The organism is Streptomyces sp. NPDC050211, from assembly GCF_040656035.1.
Lineage (GTDB): Bacteria > Actinomycetota > Actinomycetes > Streptomycetales > Streptomycetaceae > Streptomyces.
The window spans coordinates 1-15,131 of the sequence record NZ_JBFALC010000018.1 but is presented as its reverse complement, the minus strand read 5'-3'; the positions used below and the strand labels follow the sequence as shown (position 1 = coordinate 15,131).

Here is a 15,131-nt window from a genome sequence, read left to right as displayed (position 1 = left end):
CAGGCGAAGCCGGCACCGCCTAGCCCGGCGTCACCAGCCGCGCCTCGTACGCGAACACCGCTGCCTGTGTGCGGTCCCTGAGGCCGAGCTTTACCAGGATCCGGCTGACGTGGGTCTTGATGGTCGACTCCGCCACCACCAGGCGCTCGGCGATCTCCGCGTTCGACAGGCCCTGCGCGATCAGGACCAGGACCTCCGTCTCCCGTTCGGTCAGTTCGCCGTACGCCGCGTGGGCGGTGGACATGGCGCGCGGGGCCTCCGACAGCTTGGAGAACTCGGTGATCAGGCGCTTGGTGACGGAGGGGGCGAGGAGGGCCTCACCGGACGCCACCACCCGTACGCCGTCGGCGAGTTGGCGGGCCGACGCGTCCTTGAGGAGGAAGCCGGAGGCTCCTGCCCGCAGCGCCTGGTAGACGTATTCGTCCAGGTCGAAGGTCGTCAGCACCAGCACCTTCGCCGCGTCGTCCGCCGCGACGATCTCCCGGGTCGCCTCGATGCCGTTCAGCTCGGGCATGCGGATGTCCATCAGCACGACGTCCGGGGAGAGTTCGCGGACGCGGTCCACCGCCTCCCTTCCGTTGACTGCCTCGCCGACGACCTCGATGTCCGGCATCGCGTTCAGCAGGACCGAGAAGCCCTCGCGGACCATCATCTGGTCGTCCGCGATCAGCACACGGATGGTCATGCGTCACCTTCGATCACCGCGGTGACCGGCAGGAACACTGACACCTCATAGCCGCCGTCGTCCGTGCGGGTCGCCGTCATCTCGCCGTTCAGCATGGAGACGCGCTCCCGCATGCCGGTGATGCCGTGGCCTGCGCCGGGTGAGGGCTTGACGAGGGCGGGGGCGGGCGGCGGGCCGTTGACTATGCGCAGGCCGAGGCCGCCGAGGACGTAGGCGATCTCTACGCGGGCGCTCGCGCCGGGGGCGTGTCTGAGTGTGTTGCTCAGTGCCTCCTGGACTATTCGGTACGCCGACAGCTCGACGCCCTGCGGGAGTTCGCGCACCGCGCCGATCACCGTTTTCTCCACGCTCAGGCCCGTGTCCCGCACGTTCGCCAGCAGTGCGTCGAGGTCGCCGAGGGTGGGCTGCGGGGCGTCCGGGGCCTCGTAGCCCTCTGCCCGGACGACGCCCAGGACGCGGCGGAGTTCGGTGAGGGCCGCCACCGCGTTCTCCCTGATGGTGGCGAAGGCGCGCTCCAGCTCCGGCGGCGGGTTCTCCACCCGGTAGGGTGCGGCCTCCGCCTGGATGGCGACGACCGACATGTGGTGGGCGACCACGTCGTGCAGCTCCCGGGCGATCGTGGTGCGCTCCTCCAGCAGCGTGCGCTTGGAGCGCTCGTGCGCGGTCACCGTCTGCTGGGCGGTCACCTCCTGACGGGCCTCACGGCGGATGTGCCAGACGGTGACGCCCAGCAGGAGCAGGGCGGTGAAGAACAGCATCGGCATGAGGTCCGAGCCGCTGTATCCGTATGGCCCGCCACCGACGCTCTCCGCCATCAGCCCGTACAGCGCGGTCAGCACCCACATCCAGGCGGCCGTGCGCGGCCGGGTGCGCAACGCGACGACGTACAGCACCACCACATGGCAGGTGAAGCTGCCGGGCTGCCACGGCCAGCCGTCCCCGGTCTGGCCGAGCACGGCGGTGACCGGGGTCACGGCCATGGACAGCCAGAACGCGCCGACCGGACGGGCCATGGTCAGCAGGACCGGGGCCAGCACGCACAGGCCCACGAGCGGGTTGCTGTCGGCCGTGCCGACGAGCAGTGCTATCAGCCCGGCCCCGGTGATCAGGGCGTGCGGCAGCCAGCCCGCGTACTCACGGATACGGCCGGGCAGTCGCCGGACGATCGGGCCGCCCTCGCTCCTGCGGGGCAGTGGGCGGTAGGCGAACGCGTCGTGGATCAGGTCCTGGCGCAGCCCGCGCAGGGCGTCCACGGCCAGTCGGAACTCCGGACTGCGGGGCTTGTACGCATCGAACTCGCCGCCCGGCGGCGTCGGCGTCTGGGTCGTCTCGGTCACGTATAAGACGGTAGAGGTCAACAGGGGTCCCGGTCGTCACCAGTGAGAGGGGTCCTTCGGGGTCCATCTCAGGTATTACGGGTAACCCCAGCTCGGGGGGCGGGAGCGGCCGGCGGACGCCGGTCAGTATCCCGAGGGCCTCACCAGCCCCGACTCGTACGCGAACACGGCCGCCTGCGTCCGGTCGCGCAGGCCCAGCTTCACCAGGATGCGGCCCACGTGCGTCTTCACGGTCTGCTCGGCGACGACCAGGCGCTCGGCGATCTCCGCGTTCGACAGGCCCTGCGCGATCAGCGCCAGCACTTCCGTCTCCCGCTCGGTCAGGTCGCCGACGCGGGTCTTGAGCGGGGCGCGCGGCTTGTCGCCGAGACGGGAGAACTCGGCGATCAGCCGCCGGGTGATACCGGGCGCGAGCAGCGCGTCGCCGGCCGCCACCACCCGGATCGCCTCGGCGAGCTTGTCGGCGGAGGCGTCCTTCAGCAGGAACCCGGACGCGCCGGCACGCAGCGCCTCGTACACGTACTCGTCCAGGTCGAAGGTGGTGAGCACGAGCACCTTGATGTGCGGGGTCACTCCGACAATGCGGCGGGTGGCCTCGATGCCGCTGAGCTCGGGCATGCGGATGTCCATCAGCACGACGTCCGGGGCGAGTTCGGCGACCTTGGCGACCGCGTCCATGCCGTCCACCGCCTGGCCGATCACGTCGATGTCGGGCTGGGTGTTGAGCAGCACGGTGAAGCCCTGCCGGACCATCTGCTGGTCGTCGGCGATGAGTACGCGGATGGTGCCGCTCGTCATGGGTTCTCTTCTCCGGTGGTGGGTCGGGGCGCCTCGGTCTCGAAGACGCCGGGGCCGAACACGGGCGTGACGGAGCCGTCCGGCTCGACGGGCCCCATGTCGTCGGAGTCCGCGGTGCCGTCTCTCGGGAGGAACGCCGAGACCGAGAAACCGCCGTGCAGGGTCGGGGTGGCGGTGACGTGGCCGCCGAGCATCGTGGCGCGCTCACGCATGCCGAGCAAGCCGTGGCCCGTGCCCGGTGAGGGCGGGACCGGGCCCTCCGGACGGGAGTTGATCACACCGAGGTACAGACCGCGGGGGAAGTGGGTGATCTCGACGCGCACCGCTGAGCCCGGGGCGTGCCGCAGCGCGTTGCTCAGCGCCTCCTGGATGATCCGGTACGCCGACAGTTCCACGCCCGGCGGATACGGAGGCGCCGTGCCCCTGATGTCGGTGGCGACCCTCAGCCCGGCGGCACGTGTGTTCTCGATCAGGGCGTCCAGGCGGTCGAGCGTGGGCTGGGGGGACTGCGGGGCGGAGCCAGTGCCGGGTTCGCCCAGGCCGTAGGGGTCGTCGGGGTTCTCGGAGCGCAGGACGCCCAGGACCCGGCGGAGTTCGGTGAGAGCCTCCAGGGCGTTCTGCCGGATGCCGTCGAGGTTCTCCTTCAGCTCCTCGGACGGGTTCTCGACGAGGTGCGGGGCGACCTGGGCCTGGATGGAGATCACCGACATATGGTGCGCGACCACGTCGTGCAGTTCACGGGCGATCCGGTTGCGCTCCTCCAGCAGCGTGCGGCGGGCCCGCTCCTCCGCGGTTCTCGTCTCCTGCTCCACGAGTCGGGTGCGGGCCTCGCGCCTGCCGCGCAGCGCGATACCGACCACGACGGTCACGGCGAAGAGCGCGATCGCCACCGTGCCCGTGCCGGAGTACCCGGCGGTCGCATCGACGCGCCACACGCCCACCTGGAGAACAACGGTGGCCAGGCCCGTCACCACCAGGGCCGCGATCACCTTGCGCGCGGGCACGCGCAGAGCGAGCAGGAGGAACACGAGGGAGTGGGCGAGGACAGCGGGGGTGCTCCACGGCCAGCTGGGGTCAGGGCCTTTGGCATCCGCCAGGTGCGGGCCGACGGTCAGGGCGGTGGTGACGGTGGCGGCGAGGGACAGGGCCCAGGCGGGCGTCGGGCGCCACAAGGCCAGTACGACTGCCGCGCCTTGCGTGAGGCCGAGCACCAGTCCCTGTCCCGTGGACAGGCCGTAGCTGTCGCTGATATCGGCGCCGCCGGCCAGGGAGATGCCCAGAGCGATCCAGAAGACGAGGAGGTAGGTCAGCCAGCGCAGCCAGCGGTACTTGGGCAGGTGAGGGGAGGTAGGGGAGGGGGACGTGCCGAGGGCTTTGCGCAGGCGGTGGAGACGGGTGGGTGCGGATGCGGGTGAGTGCTGCGGCTCCTTTGCCGGTGGGTCGTTCTCCGCGCCGTTCACGCCGTCAACCCTAGGCACGGTGAGGGGCCTTTCCTTGCGAGGTTCGGGGGTGGGGGTGGGAACGGATCACTCGGGACGGGCGGGGTCGGCGGCGGCCCGAAGACTGTTCGTACGCGCGGAACGCCGTCCAGCAAGCCGTCAGGGCCAGGGCGAAGAGGGGGAGCCAGGCGCAACGGTAGGCGATCCAGGTCAGGTTGTCGGGGCGGGTGTGCAGGCCGGGGAGGTGACCGGCCAGGAGGGACGTGGCGGTGGTCGCCATGAGGGCTGTCTGGTGCCAGAGAAAGATCGTCATGGCCGAGAGGTTGACCAGGGCTACGGCTGCCCAGGCAAGGGGGCGGCGCATCGTGCGGCGCAGGTGGTCGCGCAGGAGCAGGGCCAGGCCGCACTGGGCCAGGCCGAAGGTGACGGCGGCCAGGGTCGGCGGGTTGAGGTTCGAGATGCCGGCTCCCGGTACGCCCACCATCGACGCCGGATAGCCCGCCCAGGCGATGAGCGCCGCCGTCGCCGCCGCACCGCCGGTGAGGAGGACCCACCCGGCACGGCGACGGTCCAGCTCTCCTCGGGTCCAGGCGGCGCCCAGGGTGTACGGGACCAGCCAGCCCGCCGCCACGTTCACCCAGCCGAGCCAGGACGGGCCGCCCAGTCCGAAGCGCAGTAGGTCCACATGGAGGACGACGGCCAGCGGCCAGAGCGGGTTGAGCCGGGTCAGCAGTGGAGTCGCCGCCGTCAGCGCCGCGAAGACCACCAGGAACCACAGCGGGGACAGGGCCAGCTTGACCAGTGTGCGGACCGTGCCGAACTCCGCACCCGTCAGGAGGAGGGCGAACGCGGCCACCGCCCACAGGGTGAGGACGGCCGCCACCGGTTTGAACAGCCGGGACAGTCGGGCGATCAGCCACTGCCCGTACGTCGTGCCACGGGCGCGTGCCGAGGTGTAGCCACGGGTCGCCACATGGCCGCCGACCAGGAAGAACACGGCGAGCGTCTGAAAGGCCCAGGAGATCGGGGCCAGCCAGGGCATGTGCTGCAGCGGGCTGGCGGCGCGCAGCGAGCCGTCGTGCGCGACCAGAGCCGTCACCAGCCAGTGGCCGAGCACTATGCCGAGGATCGCGAAGGCGCGCAGGGCGTCGACCGCGCGGTCCCGGTCCGCGGGGGTCGCGGCGTCAACTCGGGCGGCGCCCTTCCGCATCTCCTTCCGCATGTCCGTCCGTATGACCGTCCATATGTCCTTGCGTATGCGCTCGCCTGGGCCGGGCAGGTTCAGCTCACGCACGGGTCACCTCCGAAGCCGCTCCGAGGACGATCCGGGCCAGGTTGGCCAAGGAGGCCGAGCCCGGTGCGAAGTAGTCGCTGTGGCCGCCGTCGCCCGCCGCGAAGACACGGGCGCCGAAGGCCGGGGACACCGGGTCGGTGCCGAAGCCGACGGTGGTGCCGAACAGGTCGGCGCTGACGTGCGGAACATTCGCCACCCAGTCGTCCGCGCCGCGCGCCGCCCACACACGGGCGCCTGTGCGCAGGTCGGCGGCCGTGTCGGCACCCGTGCCCGGGCTGCCGACGAGGGCGATGTCATCGACGTCCAGGCCGGCGGCGGCCCGGCCGCAGACCACGGAGCCGTACGAGTGGCAGAGCAGGGAGACCTGCGCGTCACGGCCGACGACGCCGCGCAGCTGCCGTATGAACTCCCGCAGTTCCGGGGCCGCTTCCTCGGCTCGGCCGGTCGTGGTGACCGTCGCGCTCACCGTGCCGGGCGTCTTGTAGCCGAGCCAGGCCACGACCGCGGTGCGGGGGCCGGTCGGGGAGTCCTGGGCGAGTTGGTGCCGTAGCGCGAGGGCCGTCGCGCGGAAGCGGTCGTAGGTGTCGAGTGAGGTGTCCGAGCCCGGGACCAGCACCGCTATGCGGTCGGCGTGGGCCAGGTCGCCGAAGACCTCCGTCGCCCGGCCCGCCCCACGGCCGTCGAAGGCGAGGAGGTGGCGGGAGGGGGCGGCGAGGGAGCGGTCCGCCGCGGCGCGACCGGTGTCCCCGTGAGCGGCCGCCATCCGGGACGCCTCCACCGCGTTCGCCCGGTTGGCCTCGTACGCCTCGCCCAGCGTGGCCGAGGTCACCGGAGCGATGGCCGCGGGCTGCGGCGCGGGGATCTCGGGTCGCGCGGCGCCGGACAGGGGGAACACCACGGCGGCGGTGATGAGAGCGGCCAGGACGGTGCGGCGCCATCTGAGGGCGAGGTGCCGCCGAGTACGCGGCCGTTGGTCCCCCGAACCGCTGCGACCGCTCTCCGTCGCCGCCCTCTCGTCCAGCCCCATGGTCGTCTCCCCTTCCAGTCCGCCCGGCCATCGGGCCTGTCTGGATGGGAAGTTACGGATCAGCGGTTGTCGTCCGCGTCACGCCAGGGAGCTCACCTGCGACGTAGCTCTCAGGTATTACGGGTATGAAGGGGCCGCCGACGACGCGACGCGGCGAAGGACAGCGACGCGCGTCGCGTCGGCACACAGTCTCGCCAGCGGCGCACGGTGCTCGCTCAGGGCGCCGCGGCCCCGAAAGGCGGTGTCACCAGGCCAGTTGCGCGATCTCCTCCGCCACCACCGCGCACGCGTCCGCCGCCGGGTCGATCAGGGGGAAGTGGCCGACGTCCTCCAGGAGCGTCAGGCCCACCACTTCGCCCGCCTTCGCCGCCGCGTCCGCGTAGGACTCGGCGACCGCCTGCGGGACGACGATGTCGGTACGCCCCTGGACGAGGGTGGTGGCGATGCCGGTGGGGAGGAGGAGCGCCGGGTCGGCGTACGGCTGGCGGGCCGCGAACTCGTCCTCGCCGCCCAGGAGTTGACGTACCGCGCCACCGCAGACGTCCAGCTTCTCGGCGACCGCGAAGTCGGCGATCGGGGCGAGGGCGACCACACCGCGCAGGGGCGCGGGGCGGGCCGTGTACCAGGGGGCGTCGGCCGGCAGAAGGTGACGGGCCGCCACCCACAGGGCCAGGTGACCGCCCGCGGAATGGCCCGTGACGACCATGCGGCGCGCGTCGGCCTGCGGGAGGATCTCTCGTACGAGCGCGGGGAGCGCGTCCACCGCGGCCGCCACGTCATCGAAGGTGTCCGGCCAGCGACCCGCGACCGGTACGGCCCTCTCGCCCTCAGCCGGATCGCCCTGCACGCCCGCGACAGCACCGCCCTGAACCCCCGCGCCCGGATCGGCGGTCCCCTCCGTCTCCCGCCCACCGCGCCGGTACTCGACATTGGCCACGGCGAAGCCCCGACGGGCCAGGAAGTCCGCGAACGGGGTCACGTGACGGCGGTCGTACGGTGTCCGCCAGGCGCCGCCGTGCAGGACGACGATCAGCGGCGCGAGGACGCCCGGGATGGCCGGTTCGGGCGTGCGCGGGGCGTAGAAGTCGATCACCTGGTCGGGGTGGTCGCCGTAGGCCGCTGTGGCGTCGGGGTCGACGGGCGGGTGCGAGAAGGCCGACTCCTCTTCGGCGGCGGCTCGTGCTGCGACGTCGTCCGGCATGCTCCAACCTCTCAGCTACGGAACAAAATTGGCGGACCAGGAGAGAAATCGGCCGTTGGCGGGGACGGTATCAGCCCGGTGACGTGCGCCGACAAGGGGATGTCACGCTCGGTGAGGGTGAACGGTTCTGCAGCGCCGCCGCGCCCTCGCACCACAGCGTGCACGCCCCATGACGGCGCCCGCCGGACTCACCGACGACCGAGCCGAGCCGAGCCGACCCGACCCGCCTCGTCACGCAGCCCCGGCCACCGTCTCCCCCAGCACCCGAGCCGCCCGCTCCACATCCCCGAACCCGACATACAGCGGCGTGAACCCGAACCGCAGCACGTCAGGCGCGCGGAAGTCGCCGACGACGCCCCGCTCGACGAGCCGCTTCATGACATCCCCGGCGTCATCGCAACGCAGCGCGACCTGGCTCCCCCGTTCCGCATGCGCGCTCGGCGTCAGGGACTCGACCCGGCCCTCGGGGACGTACGCCGTCACGCACTCCAGGAAGAAGTCCGTCAGAGCGAGGGACTTGGCGCGAACGGACTCGACCGAGACGCCCTCCCACACCTCCAGCGCCGCCTCCAGCGCCAGCATCGAGAGGATGTCCGGCGTCCCGACCCGCCCCCGCAGCGCGCCCGCCGCCGGTTCGTACGCCGGCCGCATGCCGAAGGGCTCGGCGTGGGAGTTCCAGCCGGGCAGCGGAGAGTCGAAACGGTCCTGCAGGTCACGGCGCACATAGAGGTACGCCGGTGAACCCGGGCCCCCGTTCAGGTACTTGTACGTGCAGCCAACCGCCAGGTCCACCCCGTGCTCGTCGAGCCCCACCGGCAGGGCGCCCGCGCTGTGGCACAGGTCCCAGACGGAGACGGCGCCGGCCGCGCGGATCGCGGACGTCAGGGACGGCAGGTCGTGCAGCCGGCCCGTGCGGTAGTCGACGTGGTTCAGCAGCACCGCGGCCGTACGGTCGCCCAGGACCCCCGGTACGTCCGCCGGCGCCACCGGCCGCAGCGTGCAGCCCGTCATCCGGGCGGCGGACTCGGCGATGTAGCCGTCCGTGGGGAACGTCGTCGCGTCAACGACGATCTCGTCCCGACCCACACGCGCCATCCGTACAGCCGCCACAAGTGCCTTGAAAACATTGACACTTGTCGAGTCACCCACCACGATCTGCCCCGCCGCCGCCCCGACCAGCGGAGCGATCAGGTCGCCGATCCGCTCGGGCGCGGTCCACCAGCCGCTCTCCTCCCAGGAACGGATGCGCAGCTCACCCCACTGCCGGCGGACGACGTCCTCCACCCGGCCGGGGACGTGCGCGGGCAGCGCGCCCAGCGAGTTGCCGTCCAGGTACACCACATCGTCGAGCACGAACCGCGAACGCACCCCGGCCAGCTCGTCGGCGGCGTCCAGCTTCTCGGCCCTGACCACTTGCTCAGACATGAGACCTCGCCGTCCACAGCTCGGGAAACACGTTCTTCTGCGCGCGCTTCTCCAGCCAGGCGACCCCGGCGGAGCCGCCCGTGCCGGCCTTGGCCCCCATCGCCCGACGCGTGGCGACCAAGTGATCGTTCCGCCAGCGCCACACCAGCTCGGCGACATCGGTCAACGCCTCGCCCAGCCGGGCCACTTCATCATCCGGCTCGCCGGCGTAGACGGCCGTCCAGGCGGCCTCCACCTCAGGCGACGGCTCGTATCGCAGTGCTATGTCACGTTGCACCACGGCCGCCGGAATCGCGTGCCCGCGCCGCGCGAGGAACCGCAGGACCTCGTCGTACAGGCTCGGCTCGTGCAGTGCCTTCTCCAGCTCGGCGTGGACTCGGGGCGCCCCGCGGTGCGGGACCAGCATGGACGCGGACTTCTCGCCGAGCAGGAACTCCATGCGCCGGTACATGGCCGACTGGAAGCCGGAGCCCTCGCCGAGAGCGCTTCGATACGAGTTGAACTGGGCCGGGGTGAGCTGTCCGAGCGGCTTCCAGGAGGCGTTCAGCGCCTCCAGCTCCCGTACCGAACGCTTCAGCGCATCGATCGCCACCGGTACCCGGTCCTCGCGCAGGGCGTGCGCGGCGGTTTCCCACTCATGGACGATGACGGTGAACCACAGCTCCATCACCTGGGTCGTGACCAGGAAGACCATCTCTCCGGGATCGTCGGAGAGGGTGTGCTGGAGGTGGGTGAGCACGTCCGCCTTGACGTAGTCCTCGTACGGCGTCGTGCCTGCGAAGTCGAGATGCGGGGTCTCGGGCTCGTTCGTCTCGTGAGCCTCTTGGGACATCGCTGTCTCCTGTTGTAACTCCGGGTAGCGGTCCGCCCCTGCCGTTATCGACACGGGGGCCCCGGTCCCCACCCGAATCCTCAGGGGTGTCCCCCGGAAAGTGCAAGGCCCGACTGGATCACAGCCGGACCCGCACTCGAGGCTCCGCCTAGCCCAGCGTCTGGGCCGCCGTGGGCGAGGAGTCCTTCAGGAACTGTGAGCAGCGCTCGTACTCCTCCTGCTCGCCGATCGACCCGGCGGCGCGGGCGAGGGCGTGCAGGGCGCGCAGGAAGCCGCGATTCGGCTCGTGCTCCCAAGGCACCGGGCCGTGGCCCTTCCAGCCGTTGCGGCGCAGGGAGTCCAGGCCGCGGTGGTAGCCCGTACGGGCATAGGCGTACGACTCCACGACGCTGCCCCGCTCGAACGCGTCGTCCGCGAGTTGGGCCCAGGCGAGCGAGGAGGTGGGGTACTTCGCGGCCACGTCCGCGGGGGCCGTGCCGTTCGCGAGCAGTTCGCGTGGCTCGGGGTCGTCGGGGAGGTGCGTCGGGGGCGGGCCCCCGAGGAGGTTTTCATGGATCGTCATGGGTTCCAGTCTGGGGCATGGCGCGCCACTGGGGGTGCCGCGGTCGGCCGTCGGCTGTCTGCGGGCCGGTGGGGGCTGGTCGCGCAGTTCCCCGCGCCCCTTTCGGGGCGCTGAGCGAGCCGCTTCTTCACAGGTTCCCCCTGGAAGTGCCGCGCCGGGTTGTCTGTCGTCTGCGGCTGCGTCGTGGCTGGTCGCGCCCACGCGGCGGAGCCGCATATCGATACAGCCCCGCGCCCCTATCGGGGCGCTATGCGATCCGTTTCTTTACCGGCTCCCCCTCCAGCGGGGGCGCCGTGATCGCCCCGTGCGTACGGCATTCCGGGCGGCGGCAGTCCGGTGGCAACCGCCTTACCGTCGTGAAAGCCAGGGCCGACCCCGCGACCAGCACGACTGCGCAGATGATCATCGCGCGGCCGAAGGCGTCGTTGAAGGCGGTTGGTGAGCGGTAGGCGTCTTCTCCCATTCCGGCGAGCAGGGGGAGTGCCGCGACGGCGATGAGGCCGGCTGCCCTTGCCGCCGCGTTGTTGATGCCGCTGGCCAGGCCTGCGCGGGAGGCGTCCACGGAGCCGAGGACCGTGGCTGTCAGGGGGGCGACCAGGGTGACGAGGCCGAGGCCGAAGACGAGGACGCCGGGCAGGACGTCGGCGGCGTAGGAGGCGTCGGGGCCGACGCGCAGCATCAGGAGCAAGCCGGCGGCGCACACGAGGGGGCCGACGGTGAGGGGGATGCGGGGGCCGATGCGTTCGCCGAGTTCGCCGGAGCGGGCGGAGAGCAGGAGCATCAGGACGGTCGTGGGCAGCAGAGCTGTGCCGGCGGCTAGGGCGGAGTAGCCGGCGACGACCTGGAGCTGGAGGACGGCCAGGAAGAAGAAGCCGCCGAGGGCCGCGTACACGCACACGGTGACCAGGTTGACCGCGGTGAACTGGCGGGACGCGAAGATCCCGAGCGGCATCATCGGATCGGGCCGCCGTTTCTCGACGTACACGAAGGCGATCCCGGCGGCGACGCCCGCGATCGCGGTGACGGTGACGACGAGGGAGCCGCTCCGGGCCTCGATCAGCGCGTATGTCACCAGGGCCAGGGACAGCGCGCCGAGCGTCGCGCCGAGGACGTCGAAGCGGCCGTGCTTGCGGCCGTCCCCGGACTCGGGGACGTGGCGCAGGGCGATGGGGGCGCAGAGCAGCGCCAGCGGGACGTTGAGGAGGAATACCCAGCGCCAGCCGGGGCCGTCGACCAGCCAGCCGCCGAGGAAGGGGCCGACGGCCGCGCCGATGCCGCCGAAGCCGGACCACAGGCCGACGGCCCGGCCCCGGTCGTCGGGGTGGAAGGAGGCCTGGATGAGGGCGAGGGAGCCGGGTGTGAGGAGCGCGCCGCCGATGCCCTGGAGGGCCCGCGCGGCGATGAGGAAGCCGGCGTTCGGGGCGAGCCCGCACAGCAGCGAGGCCACGGCGAACCAGATGACGCCGATGACGAAGATCTTGCGGCGGCCGTACGTGTCACCCAGGGAGCCGCCGAGGAGGATGAGCCCGGCGAGCGTGAGCATGTACGCGTTGACCGTCCACTGGAGGGCGGACAGGTTCGCGTCGAGGTCTTCGCCGATCCGGGGGAGGGCGACGTTGACGACGGTCGAGTCCAGCAGGGCCATGCTGGAGCCGAGGACGGTGGTGAGCAGGATCCACTTGCCCTGCGGGGAGGCGATCCGGACGTCGGGCATGCCCACAGGTATACAGCGAGCCCGGCGCCGTAGACAGGCGCCGGGCTCATTGCGGACGGACGTACGACTACTTGATCTTCGTGCCAGTGGAGCGCAGGTTCCCGCAGGCCTCGAGGACGCGCTTGGCCATGCTCGCCTCGGCCAGCTTGCCCCAGGTGCGCGGGTCGTAGGTCTTCTTGGAGCCGACCTCGCCGTCGACCTTGAGGACGCCGTCGTAGTTCTTGAACATGTGGTCGGCGACGGGACGCGTGAAGGCGTACTGCGTGTCCGTGTCGATGTTCATCTTGACGACGCCGTTCTCCAGCGCGGTCGCGATCTCCTCGGCGGTGGAGCCGGAGCCGCCGTGGAAGACGAAGTCGAAGGGCTGGGAGCCGGCCGGCTGACCGTACTTCGCGGCGACGCCGTCGTTCAGCTCCTTCAGGAGCTCGGGGCGGAGCACGACGTTGCCCGGCTTGTACACGCCGTGGACGTTGCCGAAGGAGGCGGCGAGCAGGTAGCGCCCCTTCTCACCGAGGCCGAGCGCCTCGGCCGTGCGCATGGCGTCGTCGACCGTCGTGTAGAGCGAGTCGTTGATCTCGTGCGAGACGCCGTCCTCCTCGCCACCGGTCGGGGTGATCTCCACCTCGAGGATGATCTTCGCGGCGCGGGCGCGCTCGAGGAGCTCCTGCGCGATGGAGAGGTTGTCGGCGAGGGTCTCGGCGGAACCGTCCCACATGTGCGACTGGAACAGCGGGTTCTCACCGCGCGCGACGCGCTCCTCGGAGACGGCGATCAGCGGACGGACGTACCCGTCGAGTTTATCCTTCGGGCAGTGGTCCGTGTGCAGGGCGACGGTGATGTCGTACTTCTTGGCGACGATGTGCGCGAACTCGGCCAGGGCCACCGCACCGGTCACCATGTCCTTGCTGTGCTGACCGCCCAGGAACTCGGCGCCACCCGTCGAGATCTGGATGATGCCGTCGCTCTCCGCCTCCGCGAAACCGCGCAGGGCCGCGTGCAGGGTCTGGGACGAGGTCACGTTGATGGCCGGGTAGGCGAACCTGCCTGCCTTCGCCCGGTCGAGCATCTCGTAGTAGACCTCGGGGGTTGCGATGGGCATCTGTCCGCTCCTTGATTGTGCGGGTGGCGTTCTGCTGGATTTACGGCCCTGACCTAGGGGGCGACGTCATCGTCGGCCCCATCTTTCCAGACAGGACCGGATGATCGGGACGCCCCGTCAGTCCAGTCCCAGCTCGTCCTTCGAGTAGGCGTAGCGGTACGGCACCCCCGCGCCCTCCTGGATCTTCTCGGCGGCGCCGGTCGCCCGGTCGACGATCGTCGCGACGGCGACGACCTCGGCACCGGCCTCGCGCACGGCCTCGACGGCGGTGAGCGGGGAGCCGCCGGTGGTGGAGGTGTCCTCGACGACGAGAACGCGGCGGCCGGCGATGTCCGGCCCCTCGACCCGCCGCTGCAGCCCGTGCGCCTTGGCGGCCTTGCGGACGACGAAGGCGTCCAGCGTCCGCCCGTGCGCGGCGGCGGCGTGCAGCATGGCCGCGGCGACCGGGTCGGCGCCCATGGTGAGGCCGCCGACCGCGTCGAAGTCGAGGTCGGAGGTGAGGTCGAGCAGCACCTGCCCGACCAGCGGGGCGGCCTCGCCGTCGAGGGTGATCCGGCGCAGGTCGACGTAGTAGTCGGCCTCGATACCCGAGGAGAGGGTCACCTTGCCGTGCACCACGGCCTTGTCCTTGATCTGCCGCAGCAGCGCGTCGCGTACGTCCGTCGTCATGTCTGCCAGCTTAGACAGCTCTCAGGCTGCGCCAGCTCCAGGTGGTCGAGGCCTCCAGCGGCTCCAGCGGGGTCACGAGGCGGGGCAGGCTGTTGAGCCCGTCCGGCGGCCCGGTCTGCGGCTCGACGCATACGGCCGCCTCCTGCTCGTCGTACACGACGACCCACTCCTCGCCGCTCCTGACGGTCAGCTCCAGCCGCTCCGGCCAGGTGAGGGTGACGTCGACGCCGCCGGGCATGCCGAAGCAGTCGTCCCAGGGCCCGGGCTTCGGCTCGATCCGGTTACCGGTCGGCAGATGATCGTCGCCGCGCTCCTCCTGCCAGGTGGGGGCGAAGTCGAGGACGACGCCCTCGCTCTCACCGAGCTTCCGGTTGAACCACGGGTGCCAGCCGATCTGCGCCGGGAAGGACGACTCGTACGTCTCCACGGACATGGTGAGGATGAGGGAGTCCTCGGCGAGGGCGACGACCTGGGTGACCCGGCCGGGGTAGGGCCAGGGGTCGATTAGGTCGTACGTGATGACGGCCTCGTTCGCCGTCCTGCGGGCGGTGCGCCAGGCGCCGTCGCGGGCGGTGCCGTGGATGGCGTGCGGCGGGGAGTTGAGCGGCAGCTGGTGGACCGTGGCCCCGTCCCGGAACCGTCCGTCCCGGATCCGCCCGCACCACGGCACCATCGGAAAGCACCCGAACCGCTCCCCCTGCCGCAGCAGTTGATCCCCACCGACCCGCAGCCCACCGACCCGCCCGCCGTTCCCCGGCTGCACGGTCACCTCCGCGTCACCCGCGGTCAGCGTGATGTCTTCACTACTCACGGCACGACCCTACTGGGCGGATCAAGAGGCCGTCCGGTACCTCTCGACGCCGGTCCGCGCATTCCAGCCAGTCCGGCGTTCGAGAACGAGCACGGCCATCCCCAACCCCCACCCACCCGCTGGGGGCGCCTCGCTTCTCAGCGCCGGTCCGCGCATCCCAGCCCGTCCGGCGTTTGAGGACGAGGCCGTTCAGGCCGAAGCGGGGGTCTGGGGGCGGCAGCCCCCAGGGATGGGACGG

Annotated in this window: 14 protein-coding genes; all 14 read right to left on the bottom strand. The window is 71.4% G+C overall.

Features of this window, described 5'->3' with window-relative positions:
- Nucleotides 1-19: 19 nt before the first annotated feature.
- Nucleotides 20-685: a response regulator transcription factor gene (locus AB0I98_RS19880; protein WP_210580566.1), complete on the bottom strand. Its 666-nt coding sequence runs from the start codon at nucleotides 683-685 to the stop codon at nucleotides 20-22.
- A complete protein-coding gene (locus AB0I98_RS19875) occupies nucleotides 682-2,022 on the bottom strand; it encodes a histidine kinase (protein ID WP_362943329.1) in 1,341 nt (446 codons plus the stop codon). The genes AB0I98_RS19880 and AB0I98_RS19875 overlap by 4 nt, the downstream gene beginning before the upstream one ends.
- A 123-nt stretch (nucleotides 2,023-2,145) precedes the next feature.
- Entirely contained in the window at nucleotides 2,146-2,820 is a 675-nt protein-coding gene (locus AB0I98_RS19870) for a response regulator transcription factor (protein WP_362943326.1), read from the bottom strand.
- The gene (locus AB0I98_RS19865) at nucleotides 2,817-4,202 is read right to left on the bottom strand and encodes a sensor histidine kinase (RefSeq protein WP_362943644.1); all 1,386 of its coding nucleotides are present in this window, start codon (nucleotides 4,200-4,202) and stop codon (nucleotides 2,817-2,819) included. Before AB0I98_RS19865 ends, AB0I98_RS19870 begins: the two co-directional genes overlap by 4 nt.
- A gap of 88 nt (nucleotides 4,203-4,290) precedes the next feature.
- Complete coding sequence (locus AB0I98_RS19860; protein ID WP_362943641.1) at nucleotides 4,291-5,469, bottom strand: acyltransferase; 1,179 nt, start codon at nucleotides 5,467-5,469, stop codon at nucleotides 4,291-4,293.
- 76 nt (nucleotides 5,470-5,545) lie between these two features.
- Nucleotides 5,546-6,580, bottom strand: coding sequence for an alpha/beta hydrolase (locus tag AB0I98_RS19855; protein ID WP_362943318.1), 1,035 nt, complete (start codon nucleotides 6,578-6,580; stop codon nucleotides 5,546-5,548).
- 244 nt (nucleotides 6,581-6,824) lie between these two features.
- Nucleotides 6,825-7,781 carry an alpha/beta hydrolase gene (locus AB0I98_RS19850; protein ID WP_362943315.1) on the bottom strand — a complete coding sequence of 319 codons (957 nt, stop codon included), beginning with the start codon at nucleotides 7,779-7,781 and terminating at the stop codon, nucleotides 6,825-6,827.
- A gap of 231 nt (nucleotides 7,782-8,012) precedes the next feature.
- Nucleotides 8,013-9,206 carry a kynureninase gene (gene kynU / locus AB0I98_RS19845; RefSeq protein ID WP_362943312.1) on the bottom strand — a complete coding sequence of 398 codons (1,194 nt, stop codon included), beginning with the start codon at nucleotides 9,204-9,206 and terminating at the stop codon, nucleotides 8,013-8,015.
- Nucleotides 9,199-10,038, bottom strand: a complete 840-nt coding sequence (locus AB0I98_RS19840; protein WP_362943309.1) for a tryptophan 2,3-dioxygenase family protein — start codon at nucleotides 10,036-10,038, stop codon at nucleotides 9,199-9,201. The genes kynU and AB0I98_RS19840 overlap by 8 nt, the downstream gene beginning before the upstream one ends.
- Before the next feature lie 148 nt (nucleotides 10,039-10,186).
- Nucleotides 10,187-10,600, bottom strand: coding sequence for a DUF3151 domain-containing protein (locus tag AB0I98_RS19835; RefSeq protein WP_362943306.1), 414 nt, complete (start codon nucleotides 10,598-10,600; stop codon nucleotides 10,187-10,189).
- 247 nt (nucleotides 10,601-10,847) lie between these two features.
- Nucleotides 10,848-12,314 carry an MFS transporter gene (locus AB0I98_RS19830; protein ID WP_362943303.1) on the bottom strand — a complete coding sequence of 489 codons (1,467 nt, stop codon included), beginning with the start codon at nucleotides 12,312-12,314 and terminating at the stop codon, nucleotides 10,848-10,850.
- 67 nt (nucleotides 12,315-12,381) lie between these two features.
- Entirely contained in the window at nucleotides 12,382-13,413 is a 1,032-nt protein-coding gene (gene fbaA / locus AB0I98_RS19825; protein WP_362943300.1) for a class II fructose-bisphosphate aldolase, read from the bottom strand.
- A 117-nt stretch (nucleotides 13,414-13,530) separates the two neighbouring features.
- The gene (pyrE, locus tag AB0I98_RS19820; RefSeq protein ID WP_362943297.1) at nucleotides 13,531-14,082 is read right to left on the bottom strand and encodes an orotate phosphoribosyltransferase; all 552 of its coding nucleotides are present in this window, start codon (nucleotides 14,080-14,082) and stop codon (nucleotides 13,531-13,533) included.
- A gap of 10 nt (nucleotides 14,083-14,092) precedes the next feature.
- On the bottom strand, nucleotides 14,093-14,893 hold the full coding sequence (locus tag AB0I98_RS19815; RefSeq protein ID WP_362943294.1) for an aldose 1-epimerase: 801 nt from the start codon (nucleotides 14,891-14,893) through the stop codon (nucleotides 14,093-14,095).
- Nucleotides 14,894-15,131 lie beyond the last annotated feature (238 nt).

Excerpts from the sequence above, each read along its gene's own strand:
- fbaA (WP_362943300.1), bottom strand. The coding sequence starts at position 13,413 with ATGCCCATCGCAACCCCCGAGGTCTACTACGAGATGCTCGACCGGGCG.
- AB0I98_RS19830 (WP_362943303.1), bottom strand. The coding sequence starts at position 12,314 with ATGCCCGACGTCCGGATCGCCTCCCCGCAGGGCAAGTGGATCCTGCTC.
- pyrE (WP_362943297.1), bottom strand. The coding sequence starts at position 14,082 with ATGACGACGGACGTACGCGACGCGCTGCTGCGGCAGATCAAGGACAAG.
- AB0I98_RS19855 (WP_362943318.1), bottom strand. The coding sequence starts at position 6,580 with ATGGGGCTGGACGAGAGGGCGGCGACGGAGAGCGGTCGCAGCGGTTCG.
- AB0I98_RS19835 (WP_362943306.1), bottom strand. The coding sequence starts at position 10,600 with ATGACGATCCATGAAAACCTCCTCGGGGGCCCGCCCCCGACGCACCTC.
- AB0I98_RS19870 (WP_362943326.1), bottom strand. The coding sequence starts at position 2,820 with ATGACGAGCGGCACCATCCGCGTACTCATCGCCGACGACCAGCAGATG.
- AB0I98_RS19860 (WP_362943641.1), bottom strand. The coding sequence starts at position 5,469 with ATGCGGAAGGGCGCCGCCCGAGTTGACGCCGCGACCCCCGCGGACCGG.
- AB0I98_RS19850 (WP_362943315.1), bottom strand. The coding sequence starts at position 7,781 with ATGCCGGACGACGTCGCAGCACGAGCCGCCGCCGAAGAGGAGTCGGCC.
- AB0I98_RS19880 (WP_210580566.1), bottom strand. The coding sequence starts at position 685 with ATGACCATCCGTGTGCTGATCGCGGACGACCAGATGATGGTCCGCGAG.
- kynU (WP_362943312.1), bottom strand. The coding sequence starts at position 9,206 with ATGTCTGAGCAAGTGGTCAGGGCCGAGAAGCTGGACGCCGCCGACGAG.
- AB0I98_RS19840 (WP_362943309.1), bottom strand. The coding sequence starts at position 10,038 with ATGTCCCAAGAGGCTCACGAGACGAACGAGCCCGAGACCCCGCATCTC.